This is a genomic window from Haloarchaeobius sp. FL176, from assembly GCF_024609245.1.
Classification (GTDB): Archaea; Halobacteriota; Halobacteria; order Halobacteriales; family Natrialbaceae; genus Haloarchaeobius.
Genome location: NZ_JANJYH010000002.1, coordinates 415,381 through 431,196, shown reverse-complemented (window position 1 = coordinate 431,196; position 15,816 = coordinate 415,381). Strand labels below are relative to the sequence as shown.

At 69.9% G+C, this 15,816-nt stretch carries 18 protein-coding genes; 7 read left to right on the top strand and 11 right to left on the bottom strand.

Annotated features, from left to right (window positions below):
- Positions 1-4 precede the first annotated feature (4 nt).
- From NO978_RS05395 to NO978_RS05385, 3 genes are all read right to left on the bottom strand, one after another.
- A complete protein-coding gene (locus NO978_RS05395; protein WP_369684107.1) occupies positions 5-1,675 on the bottom strand; it encodes an ABC1 kinase family protein in 1,671 nt (556 codons plus the stop codon).
- Between the two features lie 6 nt (positions 1,676-1,681).
- Complete coding sequence (locus NO978_RS05390) at positions 1,682-2,038, bottom strand: Hsp20/alpha crystallin family protein (RefSeq protein WP_257298509.1); 357 nt, start codon at positions 2,036-2,038, stop codon at positions 1,682-1,684.
- A gap of 237 nt (positions 2,039-2,275) precedes the next feature.
- The gene (locus tag NO978_RS05385; RefSeq protein WP_257298508.1) at positions 2,276-3,055 is read right to left on the bottom strand and encodes an E3 ubiquitin ligase family protein; all 780 of its coding nucleotides are present in this window, start codon (positions 3,053-3,055) and stop codon (positions 2,276-2,278) included.
- A 104-nt stretch (positions 3,056-3,159) separates the two neighbouring features.
- On the opposite strand from NO978_RS05385, the gene NO978_RS05380 reads away from it, so the two are divergent.
- The 3 genes from NO978_RS05380 to NO978_RS05370 all read left to right on the top strand — a co-directional run bounded on the left by NO978_RS05380 (position 3,160) and on the right by NO978_RS05370 (position 6,794).
- Positions 3,160-4,389 (top strand): molybdopterin molybdotransferase MoeA, encoded by a 1,230-nt coding sequence (locus NO978_RS05380; RefSeq protein ID WP_257298507.1) that lies wholly within the window; start codon positions 3,160-3,162, stop codon positions 4,387-4,389.
- On the top strand, positions 4,386-6,293 hold the full coding sequence (locus NO978_RS05375; RefSeq protein WP_257298506.1) for a molybdopterin biosynthesis protein: 1,908 nt from the start codon (positions 4,386-4,388) through the stop codon (positions 6,291-6,293). Before NO978_RS05380 ends, NO978_RS05375 begins: the two co-directional genes overlap by 4 nt.
- Positions 6,294-6,467: 174 nt before the next feature.
- Entirely contained in the window at positions 6,468-6,794 is a 327-nt protein-coding gene (locus NO978_RS05370; RefSeq protein ID WP_257298505.1) for a hypothetical protein, read from the top strand.
- 13 nt (positions 6,795-6,807) lie between these two features.
- Here the strand turns inward: NO978_RS05370 and NO978_RS05365 are convergent, their stop codons facing one another.
- The gene (locus NO978_RS05365; protein ID WP_257298504.1) at positions 6,808-7,482 is read right to left on the bottom strand and encodes an HAD family hydrolase; all 675 of its coding nucleotides are present in this window, start codon (positions 7,480-7,482) and stop codon (positions 6,808-6,810) included.
- A 161-nt stretch (positions 7,483-7,643) separates the two neighbouring features.
- Between NO978_RS05365 and NO978_RS05360 the strand changes: the two genes are divergently transcribed.
- Positions 7,644-8,261: a universal stress protein gene (locus NO978_RS05360; RefSeq protein WP_257298503.1), complete on the top strand. Its 618-nt coding sequence runs from the start codon at positions 7,644-7,646 to the stop codon at positions 8,259-8,261.
- Positions 8,262-8,278: 17 nt separating this feature from the next.
- On the opposite strand, the gene lwrS is transcribed toward NO978_RS05360, so the two are convergent.
- Both lwrS and NO978_RS05350 read right to left on the bottom strand, forming a co-directional pair.
- Complete coding sequence (gene lwrS / locus NO978_RS05355; RefSeq protein ID WP_257298502.1) at positions 8,279-8,656, bottom strand: LWR-salt protein; 378 nt, start codon at positions 8,654-8,656, stop codon at positions 8,279-8,281.
- A gap of 2 nt (positions 8,657-8,658) precedes the next feature.
- A complete protein-coding gene (locus NO978_RS05350) occupies positions 8,659-8,934 on the bottom strand; it encodes a 4a-hydroxytetrahydrobiopterin dehydratase (protein WP_257298501.1) in 276 nt (91 codons plus the stop codon).
- Positions 8,935-9,036: 102 nt separating this feature from the next.
- Between NO978_RS05350 and NO978_RS05345 the strand changes: the two genes are divergently transcribed.
- Positions 9,037-9,852, top strand: coding sequence for a hypothetical protein (locus NO978_RS05345; RefSeq protein WP_257298500.1), 816 nt, complete (start codon positions 9,037-9,039; stop codon positions 9,850-9,852).
- Between the two features lie 22 nt (positions 9,853-9,874).
- Here the strand turns inward: NO978_RS05345 and hemA are convergent, their stop codons facing one another.
- From hemA to NO978_RS05330, 3 genes are all read right to left on the bottom strand, one after another.
- A complete protein-coding gene (hemA, locus tag NO978_RS05340) occupies positions 9,875-11,194 on the bottom strand; it encodes a glutamyl-tRNA reductase (RefSeq protein WP_257298499.1) in 1,320 nt (439 codons plus the stop codon).
- Complete coding sequence (locus tag NO978_RS05335) at positions 11,191-11,844, bottom strand: bifunctional precorrin-2 dehydrogenase/sirohydrochlorin ferrochelatase (RefSeq protein ID WP_257298498.1); 654 nt, start codon at positions 11,842-11,844, stop codon at positions 11,191-11,193. Before NO978_RS05335 ends, hemA begins: the two co-directional genes overlap by 4 nt.
- A 118-nt stretch (positions 11,845-11,962) precedes the next feature.
- On the bottom strand, positions 11,963-13,075 hold the full coding sequence (locus NO978_RS05330) for an Lrp/AsnC family transcriptional regulator (RefSeq protein WP_257298497.1): 1,113 nt from the start codon (positions 13,073-13,075) through the stop codon (positions 11,963-11,965).
- Positions 13,076-13,290: 215 nt separating this feature from the next.
- On the opposite strand from NO978_RS05330, the gene NO978_RS05325 reads away from it, so the two are divergent.
- Complete coding sequence (locus NO978_RS05325) at positions 13,291-13,809, top strand: GNAT family N-acetyltransferase (RefSeq protein ID WP_257298496.1); 519 nt, start codon at positions 13,291-13,293, stop codon at positions 13,807-13,809.
- Positions 13,810-14,039: 230 nt separating this feature from the next.
- Here NO978_RS05325 and NO978_RS05320 read toward each other — a convergent pair whose 3' ends face one another.
- Positions 14,040-14,444, bottom strand: a complete 405-nt coding sequence (locus NO978_RS05320) for a DUF5778 family protein (protein ID WP_257298495.1) — start codon at positions 14,442-14,444, stop codon at positions 14,040-14,042.
- A gap of 132 nt (positions 14,445-14,576) precedes the next feature.
- Complete coding sequence (locus tag NO978_RS05315; RefSeq protein ID WP_089733403.1) at positions 14,577-14,771, bottom strand: cold-shock protein; 195 nt, start codon at positions 14,769-14,771, stop codon at positions 14,577-14,579.
- A gap of 120 nt (positions 14,772-14,891) precedes the next feature.
- Between NO978_RS05315 and uppS the strand changes: the two genes are divergently transcribed.
- Positions 14,892-15,815, top strand: a complete 924-nt coding sequence (gene uppS, locus NO978_RS05310) for a polyprenyl diphosphate synthase (protein ID WP_257298494.1) — start codon at positions 14,892-14,894, stop codon at positions 15,813-15,815.
- Position 15,816: the final 1 nt, after the last annotated feature.

Here is a 15,816-nt window from a genome sequence, read left to right as displayed (position 1 = left end):
GAACTCACTCCTCGCGCCGTTTCCGCATGTTCTGCCTGGTGAACTGCGGCTGGGCGCGGAGCCCCTTCTTGTCGCGGAACGAGAGCCACAGCAGGATGCCACCGATGATTCCGATAGCACCCGACACCCCGGCCGCGTAGAGCGACGCCCCCTGATAGAGGTACGCGGTCGCGAGGATGGAAAAGGAGAACACGAGCCCGTAGACGATGCGCTTCGCGAGCCGGTCGATGACGCCCTTCTGGTCGTTCAGCTCGACCTGCAGCGTGAGGTTGCCGCGCTGGGCGCGGTCGAGGGTGTTCTCCAGCTTCGTCGGCACGCGGAGCATCGACTGGGCGGACTCCCAGGCCTGCTCGCCGGTCTCCTCGACGTACTGCTTGATGGACTCCTCGCGGTAGCCCTGCTCGGTGAGATACTCGGTCGCGGTGGTGATGAAGTCGAAGTCCTCGTCGAGCGTGACACAGACCCCCTCGACGACGGTCGCGACGCGGAGGACGAGCGCGAGGTTCGCGGGCAGCCGGAACGGGAACTCGTAGATGGAGTCCTCGATCTGGCCGATGATCTGGTTCACGCGGTACTGCTCGATGTCGTCGCCACGGGCGTCGGCGATGGCCAGCTCCATCACGTCGCCCATCACGTCACGGTCGGCCTCGGGCGAGAGCGTCCCGATGGCGATGAGGGAGTCGAGGATGCCGTCGATGTCCTGGTTCGCGACGGCGATGTAGAACTCGACGATGCGGTCCTGGACGAACTCGTCGACCCGCCCGGACATGCCGAAGTCGTAGAAGACGATGGTCCCGTCGTCGGTCACGGCGAGGTTGCCGGGGTGCGGGTCGGCGTGGAAGACGCCGTCCTCGATGATCATCTGGAGGTACGCCTCCTGGAGGGTCTCGGCGACCTCGCTACGGTCGATACCCTGCTCGTCGAGCTGGTCGACCTCGTTGATCTTCGTCCCGCCGACGTACTCCATCGTGAGCACCCGCGCGTCGGAGTAGTCGTCGAGGACCGCCGGGATGCGCACGCCGTCGAACTCCGCGAAGTTCGCGCGGATCTCCGTGAGCATCCGTGCCTCCCGCCCGTAGTCCATCTCCTCGCGGATGGTCTTCCCGAACTCGTCGGCGAGGTTCTCCAGCGAGAACGCCCGGGCCTGGCCCACGAAGCGCATCAGGAGCGGCAGCGACCACTTGATGACGCGGAGGTCGGCCTCGACGAGCGACTGGACGCCGGGGCGGCGAACCTTCACTGCCACGTCGGTTCCCCGAACCCGGGCGCGGTACACCTGCCCGAGACTCGCGCCACTGATCGGTTCGGTGTCGAACTCGTCGAAGGTCTCCGCGACGGGTCCGAGCTCCTCCTCGAGGACGGCGCGCGCCCCGTCCCAGTCGGCCGGCGGCACGTCGTCTTGGAGCGACGCCAGAACCTCGATGTACTCCGCCGGGAGGATGTCGGGTCTGGTCGAGAGCAGTTGGCCGAGCTTGATGAACGTCGGCCCCAGCGTCAACAGCGAGTCGAGCAGGTGCTCGGCGCGACGGACGCGCGTCTCTGTGTCGACCTCCCGGGGCCCGCCGAACAGCAGATATTGGCGTCGGTCACGGGCGTACGCGAGCAGCAGCGGGAGGAACTGTCTCGCGACGACGAAGAAGCGCCAGTATGCACGAAGGTTGACCAGCGTGATCACCCCGGCTTACTCGTCGTCGCTGATCTCGATTCGTGTCTCCTCGGCGCGCCGCTTCGGGAGGTGGAGCTCGAGGACGCCGCGTTCGACCGAGGCCTCGGCACCCTCGGAGGTAGCGTCCGGGGGGAGGGGCAACTCGGCGTCGAGGAACATCGACCGCTCCTCGCGCTCGTAGCGGAACTCGGGGGGTACGTCCTTCTCGCGGCGCGCTTCGAGACGGACCCGACCGTCACTCACGACGATGTCGAGCGTCTCGGTGGACACGCCCGGCAGGTCGACGACGAGGAGGTACGCCTCCTCGGACTCGAGGAAGTCGGCGAACACGGCGTCGGGCAGGTCCCGCAACGCGTCACGCAGCGCTGACATGAGACTCCCTTGGGGGTCGGGGACGAAAAAGGCCGCGGAGACGGAACCGACGCGTGACACAGACAGGCACACCTTTCTCAGAGAGCCAGCCGGGCCACGGTGCCGAAACCGATGACGAGGAGAACCACGGTCGCCGTGGCCGTACCGCCCCACACGAATGCACGAGAGGCGAAGGACGAGACGGAGCCATTCCGGGTGGCCGGCCGCGACCTCGACCGTGAACGAAAGAACGTCTCCTCACGGAAGCAGCGGCGTGAGCCCGAGTGCGACCAGGCCGACGCCGAGCAGCATCGGAACGACCGCCTTCCGACGGAGTCGGCCGACGACGCCGGCCTCGGTCGTATCGGAGACGAGGAAAAGGGGGCCGAACAGCGCATCGAGCCGGGAGCCAGTGCCGTCGGCCGGGGGGCCGGCCACGACGCCCTCGACGCCGCTCCCAGGTCGGCGGTTCGCCCGGGCGGAGCCGAACACGTACGCGCTGTCGCCCGGGTCCAGCCGTTCCTCGACGTAGCGGCGGTCGTTGCCCGTCGAGAGGGTGATCACACCGAGGTCGAGCTCGCTGTCCTCGTCGTCGACGCGGTCGTTGGCGTCGATGAACTGCTGGACGCGGTGGGGTGGCGTGTCGCCGCCGTCGACCCGGACGGTGTCGTCCGTCGCGAGCGAGAACTCCGCACCGTCCGGCTCGACGAGCACCCGGCCGGTGTCGTCCGCGAGGACGAACGGTCGCGACCAGACGCCCGAATCGACGGTCTTCCAGTGACTGTGCTTGCCGGACTGCCGGTACTCCTCGACCGTCCAGCGGCACACGAGACAGTCGGTGCCGGTGAACGGGGCCGAGACGGTCTCCTCGTGGACCCCGGCGACGCCCTGGACCTCGCAGCTCCCGCCGTGGCGGAGTCGGTACGTCGGGATGGGGTCGGCGCGGGTGATGCGGTAGACCTTCGTGCCGACGGCGCCGCCGTAACCCAGGACGAGGAGCCCGGCGAGGACGGCCAGCTGGTGGAAGGGCGTCATCATCGTCGTGGGTTTCGTGCGGACTCATATAAAAATTGATAATTTTCGGATGCGGTCTCGTGCGACAGCCCCGCACGTTTTTGCTCCAGCCCGCGGACTCTGCGAACATGGACGAACGCAGGCGCGAGTCCGGCTTCCGGGAGCGGACTCGCATCGACGACGCGAGGGCAGCCCTCCAGAAGCGTGTCGCCGCGGTCGACCGGGCGGAGACCGTCGCCGTGGCGTCGGCTGACGGGCGGACGCTAGCCGAGTCGGTCGCGTCGACGCGGCCCGTGCCGGGCGAGTCGCGGGCCGCCGTCGACGGGTTCGCCGTGAGCGCGAGTGCGACCTTCGGCGCGAGCGACCGCTCGCCAGCCTTGCTCGCGGCCGATGCCGCCATCGGCGACACCGAGAAGACGGGGGGCGCACGTCGCGTCGACGCGGGCGACCCGTTACCGTCGGGAGCGGACGCCGTCGTCCCGGTCGGCGGGGCGACCCGGATCGACGACACGGTCGAGGTGTTCGACCCCGTCGCGGTCTGCGACGGGGTCGTGACGGTCGGCTCCGACGTCGCTGCCGACGAGCCCCTGTACGAGCCGGGGCATCGCCTCCGTCCGCCGGACCTCGGGCTGCTGCTCGCTGCCGGCGTCGAGACCGTCGCAGTCAGTGACCGGCCCCGGGTCGCGGTCGTACCGACCGGTGATGGCCTCGTGACCGGCGAGCCGGGACGGGGCGAGAGCGTCGAAACAGACTCGCTGACGGTCGCCCGCCTGGTCGAGCGCTGGGGTGGCGTCGCCGAGCGCCGCGAGCCGGTTCCGGCCGACCGGGGAGCTATCGCCGACGCGCTCCGAGACGCGGCCGCCGACGCCGACGTCGTCGCCACCACCGGCGGCTCCGGGCTCGGCGAGAACGACCTCGTGCCGGACGCGCTGACGACCGTCGGGGACCTCGACGTCCACGGCATCGCGGCGACACCCGGCGAGTCGCTCGGGCTCGGCGCGGTCGACGGGACACCGGTCGTGATGCTCCCGGGCGGGCCCGCCGCCTGCGTCGTCGGCGCGGTACAGTTCCTCAGGCCCGCTGTGACGTGGGCGGACGGACGCGAACACGAGGAGCCGCCGACCGGCCCCGCGATGCTCACCCGGAAGGTCCCCTCCGAGCCGGGCGTCAGGACGTACGTCCGGGTGCGCTTCGACGCCGAAGGCGGGCAGCGCGTCGCCGTCCCCATCCGGACCGACGGGGAGCTGTCGCACTCCTCCGTCGGCCTCGCCGACGGTTGGATCGAGATACGCGAGGGCATCGAAGGGCTGCCGGAGGGCGACCTCGTCGCCGTCCAGCGCTGGGGGTGGTCGCCATGAGGAAGGAGTTCCGCGAGCTGGCACCGCCCGAGGAGGCCCACGAGGCCATCGCGAGCCTCGACCTCGAGCCCGAGCCGGAGACGGTATCGCTCGGTGAGGCGCGCGGTCGCGTGCTCGCCGAGCGCATCGACGCGGAGCGCGACGTGCCGGGGTTCGACCGCGCGAAGCTCGACGGCTACGCGCTCCGGGCGGCGGACACCTTCGGCGCGGGCGAGACGGAGCCGGCGACGCTGGACCTCGTCGGCCGCGTGGACGCGGGCACGGAACCCGACGTGACCGTCGGCGGCGGCGAGTGCGTCGAGATATCGACGGGCGCAGTGATGCCGGCCGGCGCGGACGCGATGGTGATGGTCGAGGAGACCGACCTGGTCGAGAACGGCGACGGCGTGGAGCACGTCGCGGTCAGGTCGAGCGTCACGCCCGGCGAGAACGTCGCCTTCGCGGGCACCGACGTCGCGGCGGGTGAACGCGCGCTCGGCCCCGGCACCCGGATCACGCCCCGCGAGGTCGGCCTGCTCTCGGCACTGGGCGTCGACGAGGTACCGGTGACGGGCCAGCCGACGGTGGGTATCGTCTCCACGGGCGAGGAGCTCGTCAGACCGGGCGACGAACTTCACGACGAGCGAGGACAGATCTACGACGTGAACAGCTACAGCGTCGCTGCGGGCGTCGCCGACGCCGGCGGCGTTCCGGAGCTCTACCCGCACACCGGCGACGACTACGACGAGATGGAGCGCGTGCTCTCCCGGGCCGCCGACGAGTGCGACCTCGTGCTCTCCTCGGGCAGCACCAGCGCGAGCGCCGTCGACGTGGTGTATCGCGTCGTCGAGAAGCGCGGCGAGCTGCTCGTCCACGGCGTCGCCGTCAAGCCCGGCAAGCCGATGCTCGTCGGGGAACTCGAAGACAGCGCGTACGTCGGCCTCCCGGGCTACCCCGTCTCCGCGCTGACCATCTTCCGCACCTTCGTCGCGCCCGCCATCCGTCGGGCCGCCGGGCTCCCCGAGTCCGCGATGGCGACCACGACGGGCGAGCTCGCCGAGCGCGAGCGCCACGCCGAGGGTCGCCACCGGTTCGTCTCTGTCGGGCTGGTCGAGGACGGCGACGGCCGAACGCTCGTCTACCCCGTCGACAAGGGCTCCGGCGCGACGACCAGCCTCGCCGAAGCCGACGGCGTCGTCGAGATGCCCGCAGACGTCACCTACCTCGACGCCGGCGAGACCGTCACCGTCCAGCTGTTCTCGCCGGACGTGCGTCCGCCGGCCGTCTTCGGCGTCGGCGAGGACGACCCGCTGCTCTCGCTCGCGCTCGACCGGGTCCCCACCGCGCGCTACCTGGGCGTCGGCACGCGCCCGGGGCTCCGGCGGCTCCGAGCCGACGTGCCGGACGTTGCAGTCGTCGCCGGACCCGTCGACCTCGACCGCGAGAGCGAGGCCGAGGAGCCGGCGCTGCTGGCGGACTGGACCCGTGAGTGGGGGCTCGTCGTCCCGCACGGCAACCCCGACGATGTGTCCGGACTCGACGACCTCGCCGACCGGGACCTGCGGTTCGTCAACCGGACCACGTCCTCGGGCCTGCGGACGACGCTCGCGAACGCGCTGACCGACCTCGCTGAGGAACGCGGCGTCGACCGCCACGACATCGTCGAGTCCATCGACGGCTTCGACGCCGGCCGGCGGGCGCACGAGAGCCCCGCACGGGTCGTCGACGGGGGCGACGCGGACGTGGCGCTCGGGCTCCGGGCGACCGCCGAGAAACTGGACATGGGGTTCGTCCCCTGTGGGACCGAGCGCGTCCGGCTGCTGGGCAACCCCGACCGCGTCGAGAAGGCGGGCGTGCAGACGCTGGTCGCGGCGCTGGACTCTGCGGAGGGGGTAGCCGACGGACTGGCAGGCTACTCGCTGTAGCCCGTCAACGCACCATCCTCGTTCCGTGGATCCGATAGCAAGCCGGGCGTGTCGGGAGCTGGACAGCAGTTCTCTCGTCACCGAACCGCTCGACTGCAGTGACCGGCGGACGGCCCAAGTCGGGGTACCCCACTGGTGCGAAACATTATATCTGTCCGGGACGAACCGCCGACAATGTCGGACTCCGTCGAGATAACGGGCAGCCACGCCCGACTGGCGCTGTTCGGGGTCACCGCGGGCGGGCTCCTGCTGACCGTCGTACTCGTCGCGGTCTCCATCGGCGGCCTCATGGGCGTCGCGGTCGGCGTGTTCCTTTCGCTGATTGCGGTCCTCGTCGCGGTCGGGAGCTGGCGGAGCCTGCACGGGAAGGCCGTCGGTCCGGTGATGGGGACGCCCTGGGACATCACGTCCGACCGGTACGCCTTCCCCGGGCAGGCCGCCAAGGAGCGGTGGCTGCGGGCGGTGCATCGGCTGCCGGACGGCGAGGACGAAGAGGACTGATTCTGCGGCGCGGTCAGTACCGGTCGTCGGCCCACAGGTCCGCGAACGTCTCGACGCGGTGGTCGCCCATCACGCAGTGCCCGCGGAACTCGTGGCCGTGGCGTTCGACGTGGATGGCGTCGAGGCCGGCGTTCCAAGCCGCGCCGACGTCGCCGCTGCCGTCGCCGGCGAGGACGCCCCGTCTGTCGGTCGCGACGCCGCCGTCGGTGGCGACGGGCGGTCTCGCGACGCCCATGTCCCGCAGCGCGTGGTAGACGGGCGACGGGTCGGGCTTCCAGCCGGTGTCGTCCGTACAGCAGACGATGGCGTCGAACCAGTCGCGGATGCCGACCTCGTCGATGACGGGGTCGGCGAGGAACTGCTGGCAGTGCGTGACGAGGCCGACGGGGCAGTCGAGGTCGCCGACGAACTCGGCGTCGGGGTGGAGGAACGTGTTCTCGGCGCGGACCTGCGGGTCCTCGACCGCGTGGAAGGCGGGCCAGAACTCGGCGGGATCGATGCCCCACGCGCGGAGCTGGTCGTCCCGCTTGCCGGTGAGGCCGTGCCAGAGGGTGTGGGCCTCTCGGTCGGTGAACCGGTAGCCGAGCCGGTCGCCGACCCGGTCGAACACCTCGCGGGTGTACGACCAGTCCACGTCGACGAGGGTGCCGTCGAGGTCCAGCAGCCAGTAGTCGTACTCGGGCGGCATCGGAGTCGAGGCTAGGACGGTTGCCGGTAAGTGTCTTCCGGGGCTGTGCCTCCACTGTACCGTGGTGGCTATGGGTCCGCCGGTCGCCGCCGTCTGCGCCTGACGCCAGCAGACGGGAATCGCCGCCCGCGTTTAAGTCCGCTGAGTCTCAACGGTGACGTATGTACGACACCGTGCTGTATCCCACCGACGGAAGTGACGCGACGAACCGGGCACGACGCCACGCCATCGACCTCGCCGGGCAGTACGGCGCGACTCTGCACGTGCTCTCGGTCGTCACCGAGGACCCCTACCGCGACGAGACCGCGGCGGAGCGGGCGAGCGAGGAGGCCGAGCGGACCGTCGAGACCGTCGGCAACGCCGCCCGCGAGGACGGTGTCGAGGTGGTGACCGCCGTCCGGCAGGGCATCCCGCACGAGACCATCCTCGACTACGCCGACGAGGCGGAGGCCGACATGATCGTCATGGGCACCCACGGTCGGACCGGCGTCGACCGTGCCATCATCGGCAGCGTCACCGAACGCGTCGTCCGGACCGCCCACGTGCCGGTGGTGACCATCCGGATGACCGATGAGCCGACGATCAACGACGCCGACGAGGCCGAGGAACTCGCAATCGAGGAGCTGACCGCTCACGGCTACGACGACCCGAGGGTCACCGAGGAGCCGTACCGGACCACGGGCTCCTGGATCGTCCCCGCGGAAGCCGGCGACCAGACCGTCCAGGTCCACATCGACGCCACTTCGGGGTCGGCGCGCATCGCACGGCTACGGGACTGACCCCGCCCGCTCGGCGCTCACAACTCGTCGACGACGTGGATGGAGCTCCCGAAGTACTTCGTCAGCGCCTCGCTCGTCGAGTCGGCGTTGAACAGGTCGAGGTTCTCATCGACCGCCGCTCGCAACGCGTCGAGGTACGCCTCGTCGGTCCGTAGCTCGCTGAACGTGGCGTCCTCGACGGGGACGCCGAGCGCGTCCGAAAGCAGCGCCCGGACGTGTTCGGGGTCGTTGAACTCGCCGCGCCAGCAGTGGTCGCGGAAGAACAGCCAGCCGTCGCTCCCGGGCTCCGCCGCCTCCCGGAAGACGGTCGTCTCGAACGTCGCCGGGTCGACCGAGACCCGCCCCTCGGCCGGCGCGAGGCGGAATCGGAGCCGGGCGACGTACGCCGCCTCCACCCTTACACTTCCGCGTTGAGGATCTCCGCCATCTCGATGTCTTGCTCGGTGATGCCACCCGCCTCGTGGCTGGTGAACCGGACCTCGACCTCCTTGTACCGGATGATGAGCTCCGGGTGGTGGAACTGTGCCTCGGCGATCTCGCCCGTCAGCTGGGCGAAGTTGACGCCCTTCATGTAGTCGTCGAACTCGAAGACGCGGACGACCTCGTCGCCGTCGCGGTCCCAGCCCTCGGGGAGCTGCTCGTCGACCTCCTCGTCGGACAGCACGTCTGCCATACCTGAGAGATGGGCGGGGGTCGGGATAATCGTTGGGGCGGGGCGGCGCAGTCGGCTGACTGCGCCCCAAAGCGTATGTCGGGAAGCCGCGACCGTCCGGACGTGCACTCGCCCTCCAGACGGCGACTGCTCGGGGCCGTCGGGACGGCCGCCCTCGGCGGGCTCGCCGCGGGATGCCCGGCGCGACAGCCCCCGCGGCTCGCGGTCTCCGTCCACCCCGACGGGCGGTTCGGCTGGAACGAGACCACCCGCGCCGCTAGGGACGCCGTCCGCGTCGGCGTCGAGCAGGTCGCCACACGCGCCGAGCGTAGCCTCGACGTGAGCGTCGAAACGAGCGTCACCGCTGGTAAGCCGGTCCCGCCCGACGCGGTCTCGACGGCGGACCAGCAGGCGCTGTTCGACAGCGTCGAGCGCTGGCTCCGCGACCGCGACGCCTACGACGACGGCGCCTGTCACCTCTACCTCCCACGACTCCCGTTCGACCAAGTGCTCGGCTACGGGGCCGCGAACCGCGACGTGGCGAGCGGCGGGGCCGTCGCGTTCGCGAACCTCGGCGCGACCGAGTTCTGGGACGACCGCGCCGTCTCGGAGAACATGGCCGTCCACGAGTGGCTCCACACCGTCGTCCGGCCCGACATCGCCGCCGCGGTCAACGGCAGTCGCTGCGAGCACGACCTCGGAGTGGTCGCCCGGCGGGACCTCGAGACGGTCGTGGTGACACCGCTGGCCACCAGCTACGCCGACACGACGCTGTTCGGCGGCGAGACGCGGTGGCACGGCTCGGGCTGTTACGACCACGCGTCGTTCTCGATCCACGACGGCCGCGAACTCCGACCACAGTACTGGACGCACACCTGGCAGCTGAGCGATGCGACGCTCCGGGCGACGACGCGCTACGTTGACGAGTACCTCCGCTGAGAATCGTGGGTCGGCGGGAACGTCAGTCGTCGTCGGTGACGACGCCGGTCTGCAGGTCGGTGTCCTCGTCGCCGGCCACCGCACCGACGAACGCCGGTGGCGAGCCGCCGAACTCGGGGTCGAACAGCTGGAGCGCCGTGTTGATGGTCGCCCAGTCGTCCTCCGCGGCGGCGTCGCGCAGGCTCTTCGTCGGCGGGGCGAGCAGCTGGCCGACGAGCGCGTCGGCCATCGACTCGACCACCTCGCGCTCCTCGTCGTCGAGGTCCAGCTTCGCGAGGGCAGTCTCGAGTTCGCGGGCCTTCACGCGCTCCGCGGACTCGTACATCGCGGCGATGACCTCGTCCGCGCGCTTTCGTTTGTACTGGTCGAGCAGGAGGTCGAACTCCGTCTCGACCATCCGCTCGACCTCGCGGGCCGCCTCGCGGCGTTTCGCCCGCGTCTCGTCGGTCACGTCCTCGAGGTCGTCGAGGTCGTACACGTCAACGGTGTCGAGGTCGCGGGCAGCAGCCGCGACGTCGCGGGGCTGTGCGAGGTCGAAGACGGTCCGGTCGCGACCGTCGTCGAGGTCGTGCTGGGCGATGATGGGGTCGTCGCTGCCCGTCGCCGTGACGACCACGTCCGCACCGCGTGTCGCGCTGTCGAGCGCGGCCAGCGTGACCGCCTCGGCGTCGACGTCGACCTCGCTCGCGAGGTGCTCCGCGTGGGGGAGCGTGCGGTTCGCGACGACGAGTTCGGCGACGCCCCGGTCGGCGAGCGCCCGGGCCGCGAGCGTCGCCATCTCGCCCGCGCCCACGACCAGCGCCGTCGATTCGGGGAGGTCCCGCTCGTCGGCGACGAGGTTCGCGGCGGCCGACCCCAGGGAGACGACGCCCTCGTTGATGTCGGTCTCGTCGCGGACGCGCTCGCCAACGTGGATGGCCTTCAGCACGGCGTCGTCGAGCATCGGCCCGAGTCCGTCGATACCGCGGGCTTCCTCGTAGGCCGAGCGAATCTGGCCGAGTATCTGGTCCTCGCCGAGGACGATGGACTCCAGCCCGGCGGCGACCCGGAGCAGGTGTCGGAGGCTCTCCTCGTGGTCCATCCGGACGACGACGTCGTCGTTCTCGACGTGTTCGGCGTACGATTCGAGGGCCGCCCGGCCGGCGGCCGGGTCGTCGGTGACGACGTACGCCTCGGCACGGTTGCAGGTGTGGAGACAGAACGACTCGTGGACGCCGTCCCGTGCAGTCAGGTCGGTGACGACCTCGCGCTGGGTGGCCCCGCTGGCCGCCGCGATGTCGTCGACACTGGCGACCGAGTGCGAGACGCGAACGCCGGAGATGACGCCAGAGGCACCTATCATAGTTCGTCGAGTGCGCGGTCGGCAACGACCTCGCGCGCTATCTGGCGGAGGTTGGGGTTTCCTGTACGTAAAGCTGTCCAAACGTCGGGGGACCGAACCACGTCCCGTACCACGGTGCGCCGTCGCTCGGGTGGTGTCTCCCGTGCCTGCAGCTCCTCGCGGATGAGCCCAGTTAGCTCGGCCATCGCGCCCGCCCCCCCGATATCGTCCTCCAGCGTCTCCCGGAGGTGCTTCGACAGCGCCGGCGACGCGCCACCGGTCGAGATGGAGACGACGACGGGGTCGTCGCGCACCGTCGCGGGCACGACGACGCTCCCGGGGTCGCGGTCGCCGTGCGTGTCGGTCCGGTTCACGAGCACGTTCCGGTCGGCCGCGGCGTGCTCGATTGCGGCGTTCAGCTCGCCGTCGTTCGTCGCGGCGACGACCAGGGCCGGGTCGACCCGGTCCAGCCAGTCGTCGACGTCGTCGGGGTCGAGTGCGGCCCGGACGCGCTCGGCCCCGCCGAAGTCGGCGTCGTCGGCGAAGTCGGGGCTCACGACGACGACGACGCGGGCCTCCCGGGTGAAGCGCCGGGCCTTGCGTGCGCCGACGCGGCCGCCGCCGACGACGAGCACGGTCGTGCCAGTGAAGTCGTGGAGCAGCGGAATCATCGCGGTCGCCTCCGGTGTAGTGCCATCAGCTCTACCGGAGCGAGGGAAGCGAGGGACAAAAGCTCACCGGGGGGTCCCGGTCGCTGGGAATCGAGTGGCGCCGTCGCCATGACGGCCGTCACTCGGTCTCGGCCGCCTGCACCGCATCTTCCGCCGTGTTCGCGTCGGCCCGTTCGGCGAGGCGGATACCCGTCTTCTTCAGGATACGTGTCGAGAACAGCGAGTCCCAGTCCTCGTCCGCGACGTTCCAGTACTCGGCCATCGTCTCGCGGACCTGCTCGATGCGCTCCTGACTCTCCGCCTCGGACCGGCCGTGTGTCATCGCGAAGAAGTTGTACGGCCAGACACCCTCGTGGCGCGGGCGCTCGTAGCAGTGCGTGACGAAGTCGAGGCCGGCGACGACGGGGCCGACCTCGTCGACGACGTCGTCGGGCACGTTCCAGACGGTCATCCCGTTCTCGGTGTAGCCGAGCGCGTAGTGGTTCGGGATGACGCCGATGCGGCGGATCTTCCCCTCGCGCTCGAACCGGCGGACCGTCTCGACGACCCAGTCGACGTCCTCCCCGAGCGTCTCCGCGACATCGAGGTACGGCGTCGCCGTCACGGCGAACCCGTCCTGTATCTCGAGGACGAGGTCGCGCTCGCGTGGCGTCAGCGACTTGCGCCCGGACGGCTCGACGCTCGGCCCCAGCCCCGTGAGGTCGAGGTCGCCGTCGGCGATGGGGCCGTCGAGGTAGAACTTCGCCTCGACGCGGAACTCCTGCTGCTTGGGCAGGTTGTACGTCTCCTGGCCAGTCTCGGCCTCGATCTCGGCCAGCACGGCGTCGACGCGCTCCGCGGCGGTCTCGTCCTCGCCGTCGGCGACCGAGAGCACGAACCACATGTTGAGGTGAGGGTGCTCGCGCTCGTAGTTGTGGGCGACCTCGCGGTGCGCGTTGACCTGCTCGGCGACCTCGTCGAACCGTTCCTCGGGAGCGTGCATCGCGACGAGCGTCGCGGTGCCACCGATCTTCTGGGCGTTGACGAGCGAGCCGAAGCGACTGAGGACCCCCTCGTCGTCGAGCGTTCGGATGCGCTCGACCAGCTCCTCGGCGCTCACCTGGACGCCTCGGTCCCGGAGCGCGGCCGCCGCCGGGTCGAACGGCCTGCGGACGACCGGGAACCCCCCCTGGAAGGCGTTGACGACGGCGCGGTCGGTTCTGTCCAGTTCGTAGTCGACGGCCCTTCCCATACCCTCGCCTGGGGTTCGTGGGGGTAAAAGCGGCGCGCTCTCTCTCGCGCGGCCCCGGAACGGCGGAGAACCGGACGCCGGAACCGCTTCGCACACCACCACAACGAACTTGATAGGCGGCGGTCGAACCGGAAGACGATGCGGACCACGCACACCGCGACGGCGGCCGACCTCGACGCCATGCGGGCTTTCGAGCGCGAGTTCGTCGGCGCGAGGTGACCGCCGAGACGTTCCGCAGGCAGTTCGAGCGGTGCCCCGAACTGTTCGTGCTCTGTGAATCGACCGACGACGGGCAGGGGACCGACAGCGGGCTGCTCGGTGCGGCGTCGGGCTACGCCGACGGTCCAGAAGTAGACGGTGACACCGTCGCTCTCGCCGCCATCGGCGTCAGGAACGGCTACGAGGGGAACGGCATCGGCCGCGAACTGCTGGCGGCGTTCGAGGCAGGGGCACGCGAGTACGGCGACATCGTCGGCGTCGCCGCTGCCGACAACGTCGAGGGGTTCTACCTGGCCTGTGGCTACGAACCGTCGCTGATACTGGTGCAAGTCCTCGAAGCCGACCTGCCGGTCGACTACGCGAGCCGCGGCGACCTCGTCGACGAGCGGGGCGCCGACGGCACCCGATTCCTGTACTACGGCTTCGACGAGTACCAGCCGTCCCTGCGCGTCGAGTTGCAGCGCGGGCTCGGCGGGACGGCGAACACGATACTCAGGAAACAGCTCGACCAGTAGTGACGGAGCAGACGGCCGGGCGCCCGGCTGCCTCCGTCACAGCAGCATCCGCTGGGAGACGGAGCCCCGGACGACGGCGAGGAACGGCCCTCATATACCTTCTGTTGGAATCGTCACGAACGCAGAGAATGTGTGTGATGCCCCCGTGCGCTTCGGCATACGGACATCTCTCGCACACCGGCCCAGAGAGACGGCAGGCGGCCTGGCTCCGGACACATCACCTCGCGCCGTCAGTCGCCGCGGACGCCCGTCACGTCGTAGCCCAGCTCCTCGATGCCGGCGAGGATGGCGTCGTGGTCGGCCGACGCCTCGTAGTAGATGACCACGTCGAAGCTGCCGTTACGGAGCAGCTGCTGGCACTCCCAGACGAACTCCTCGCCGTCGATGGTGAGGCCCTGATGCTGGTTCGAGGAGAAGTCGGGGTCGTCGTTGCCCGAGTGGACGTACACGTCCTTCGGGTCGTGGCCCGCGTGCTCGGCGATGACGTCGCCCGCGTCGAGCGTCGCCTGCATCATCTCGAGGTCGTCCTGGCCGGAGTAGTCCGTGTGGACGATGGCGCCGTTGAGTGCGACATCGCCGGGTTCCAGCAGTGCCTCTGTCCGTCGGACGAGGTCGTCGTCGATGGATTCGCTCATTGGTCGACCGGTGGGTCCGGTCACTCAAATCGGTCACGGTCCGGACGCGTCGCTGACCGCATCCAGAATGGGTTGCTACACGGGAAAGACGGCACGCCGCCCGCCCGGACACCGCTCGCCTGTGGGGACGACCTACAGTCGCGTGAGGTTCTGCGCCCGCGGGCCATCGTCGGTGTCGACGATGTCGAACTCGACCTCCTGGCCTTCTTCCAGATCCTCGCCGCCGATGTCCTCCATGTGGAAGAACACGTCCTCGTCGTGGTCCTCGGTCGCGATGAAGCCGTAACCGCCCGATTCCTTGAAGAAATCGACAGTACCTGTTGCCATTCCACATGGAATCACGGCAGCATCCAATAAAAATGTATGTGGCGTGCTCTCTTGTACCGTGGCCGATCCACCTGTGGGACAACACAAGACCCATTAGCTGCTCCGTCGAACGTGTCGCTAATGCGAGCGTGGGTGCAAGAGCGATGGCAGTTGGCGTACGAGCAACTGCTCAAGCGTGAGATATCCGGCTCGCCGGCCCACGTCGCGGTCATCCAGGACGGGAACCGCAGATACGCCCGACAGCGCGGCGACGACGCGCCCGACGGGCACAAAGCCGGCGCCAAGACCAGCGAGGAGATACTCGAGTGGTGTCGCGACATCGGCGTCGAGGAGCTGACTCTGTACACCTTCTCCACCGAGAACTTCGAGCGGCCACAGGAGGAGCTCGATCCGCTGTTCGACCTGATGGCCGAGAAGCTGCGGGACTTCGCGGACCACGAACAGATCCACGAGAACGAGGTCGCCATCCGGGTCATCGGCGACGCCACGATGCTCCCCGAGCGCGTCCGCTCCGCCGCCCGCCACGCCGAGGAACGGACCCGCGGCTACGACGAGTTCGTCCTCAACATCGCGCTGGCCTACGGCGGCCGGAACGAGCTGCTGACCGCTGCACAGCAGATCGCCCGCGCCGTGGACGACGGCGAGCTCGCCCCCGAGGAGGTGACCGTCGAGACCGTCGAGGACCGGCTCTACGGGCAGCCGGTCCGGGACGTTGACCTCATCATCCGGACCGGCGGCGCGGAGCGCACCTCGAACTTCCTGCCGTGGCACGCCAACGGCAACGAGGCCGCCGTCTTCTTCTGTGCGCCGTACTGGCCGGAGTTCTCGAAGGTGGACTTCCTTCGCGCCATCCGGACGTACGAGAACCGCGAGCAGTCCTGGCGACGCACCCGCGCTCGGCGGGCGCTGGCGCTGGTAAAGGCGTTCGGGACGACCGAGCTCGCCGAAGCGACCACTGTCGTGCGGAAGTTCCGCGACTCGCTCTCGGGCAGCGAGCACGACGAAGCCTCCCGCGTCGCCGAGGAGTCGACGACGGCGGACTGAG

What these genes read in the sequence shown, in the direction of transcription:
- NO978_RS05390 (WP_257298509.1), bottom strand. Translation starts at nt 2,038, where the DNA reads ATGTCAGCGCTGCGTGACGCGTTGCGGGACCTGCCCGACGCCGTGTTC.
- NO978_RS05385 (WP_257298508.1), bottom strand. Translation starts at nt 3,055, where the DNA reads ATGATGACGCCCTTCCACCAGCTGGCCGTCCTCGCCGGGCTCCTCGTC.
- NO978_RS05380 (WP_257298507.1), top strand. Translation starts at nt 3,160, where the DNA reads ATGGACGAACGCAGGCGCGAGTCCGGCTTCCGGGAGCGGACTCGCATC.
- NO978_RS05375 (WP_257298506.1), top strand. Translation starts at nt 4,386, where the DNA reads ATGAGGAAGGAGTTCCGCGAGCTGGCACCGCCCGAGGAGGCCCACGAG.
- NO978_RS05370 (WP_257298505.1), top strand. Translation starts at nt 6,468, where the DNA reads ATGTCGGACTCCGTCGAGATAACGGGCAGCCACGCCCGACTGGCGCTG.
- NO978_RS05365 (WP_257298504.1), bottom strand. Translation starts at nt 7,482, where the DNA reads ATGCCGCCCGAGTACGACTACTGGCTGCTGGACCTCGACGGCACCCTC.
- NO978_RS05360 (WP_257298503.1), top strand. Translation starts at nt 7,644, where the DNA reads ATGTACGACACCGTGCTGTATCCCACCGACGGAAGTGACGCGACGAAC.
- NO978_RS05350 (WP_257298501.1), bottom strand. Translation starts at nt 8,934, where the DNA reads ATGGCAGACGTGCTGTCCGACGAGGAGGTCGACGAGCAGCTCCCCGAG.
- hemA (WP_257298499.1), bottom strand. Translation starts at nt 11,194, where the DNA reads ATGATAGGTGCCTCTGGCGTCATCTCCGGCGTTCGCGTCTCGCACTCG.
- NO978_RS05335 (WP_257298498.1), bottom strand. Translation starts at nt 11,844, where the DNA reads ATGATTCCGCTGCTCCACGACTTCACTGGCACGACCGTGCTCGTCGTC.
- NO978_RS05330 (WP_257298497.1), bottom strand. Translation starts at nt 13,075, where the DNA reads ATGGGAAGGGCCGTCGACTACGAACTGGACAGAACCGACCGCGCCGTC.
- NO978_RS05320 (WP_257298495.1), bottom strand. Translation starts at nt 14,444, where the DNA reads ATGAGCGAATCCATCGACGACGACCTCGTCCGACGGACAGAGGCACTG.
- NO978_RS05315 (WP_089733403.1), bottom strand. Translation starts at nt 14,771, where the DNA reads ATGGCAACAGGTACTGTCGATTTCTTCAAGGAATCGGGCGGTTACGGC.
- uppS (WP_257298494.1), top strand. Translation starts at nt 14,892, where the DNA reads ATGCGAGCGTGGGTGCAAGAGCGATGGCAGTTGGCGTACGAGCAACTG.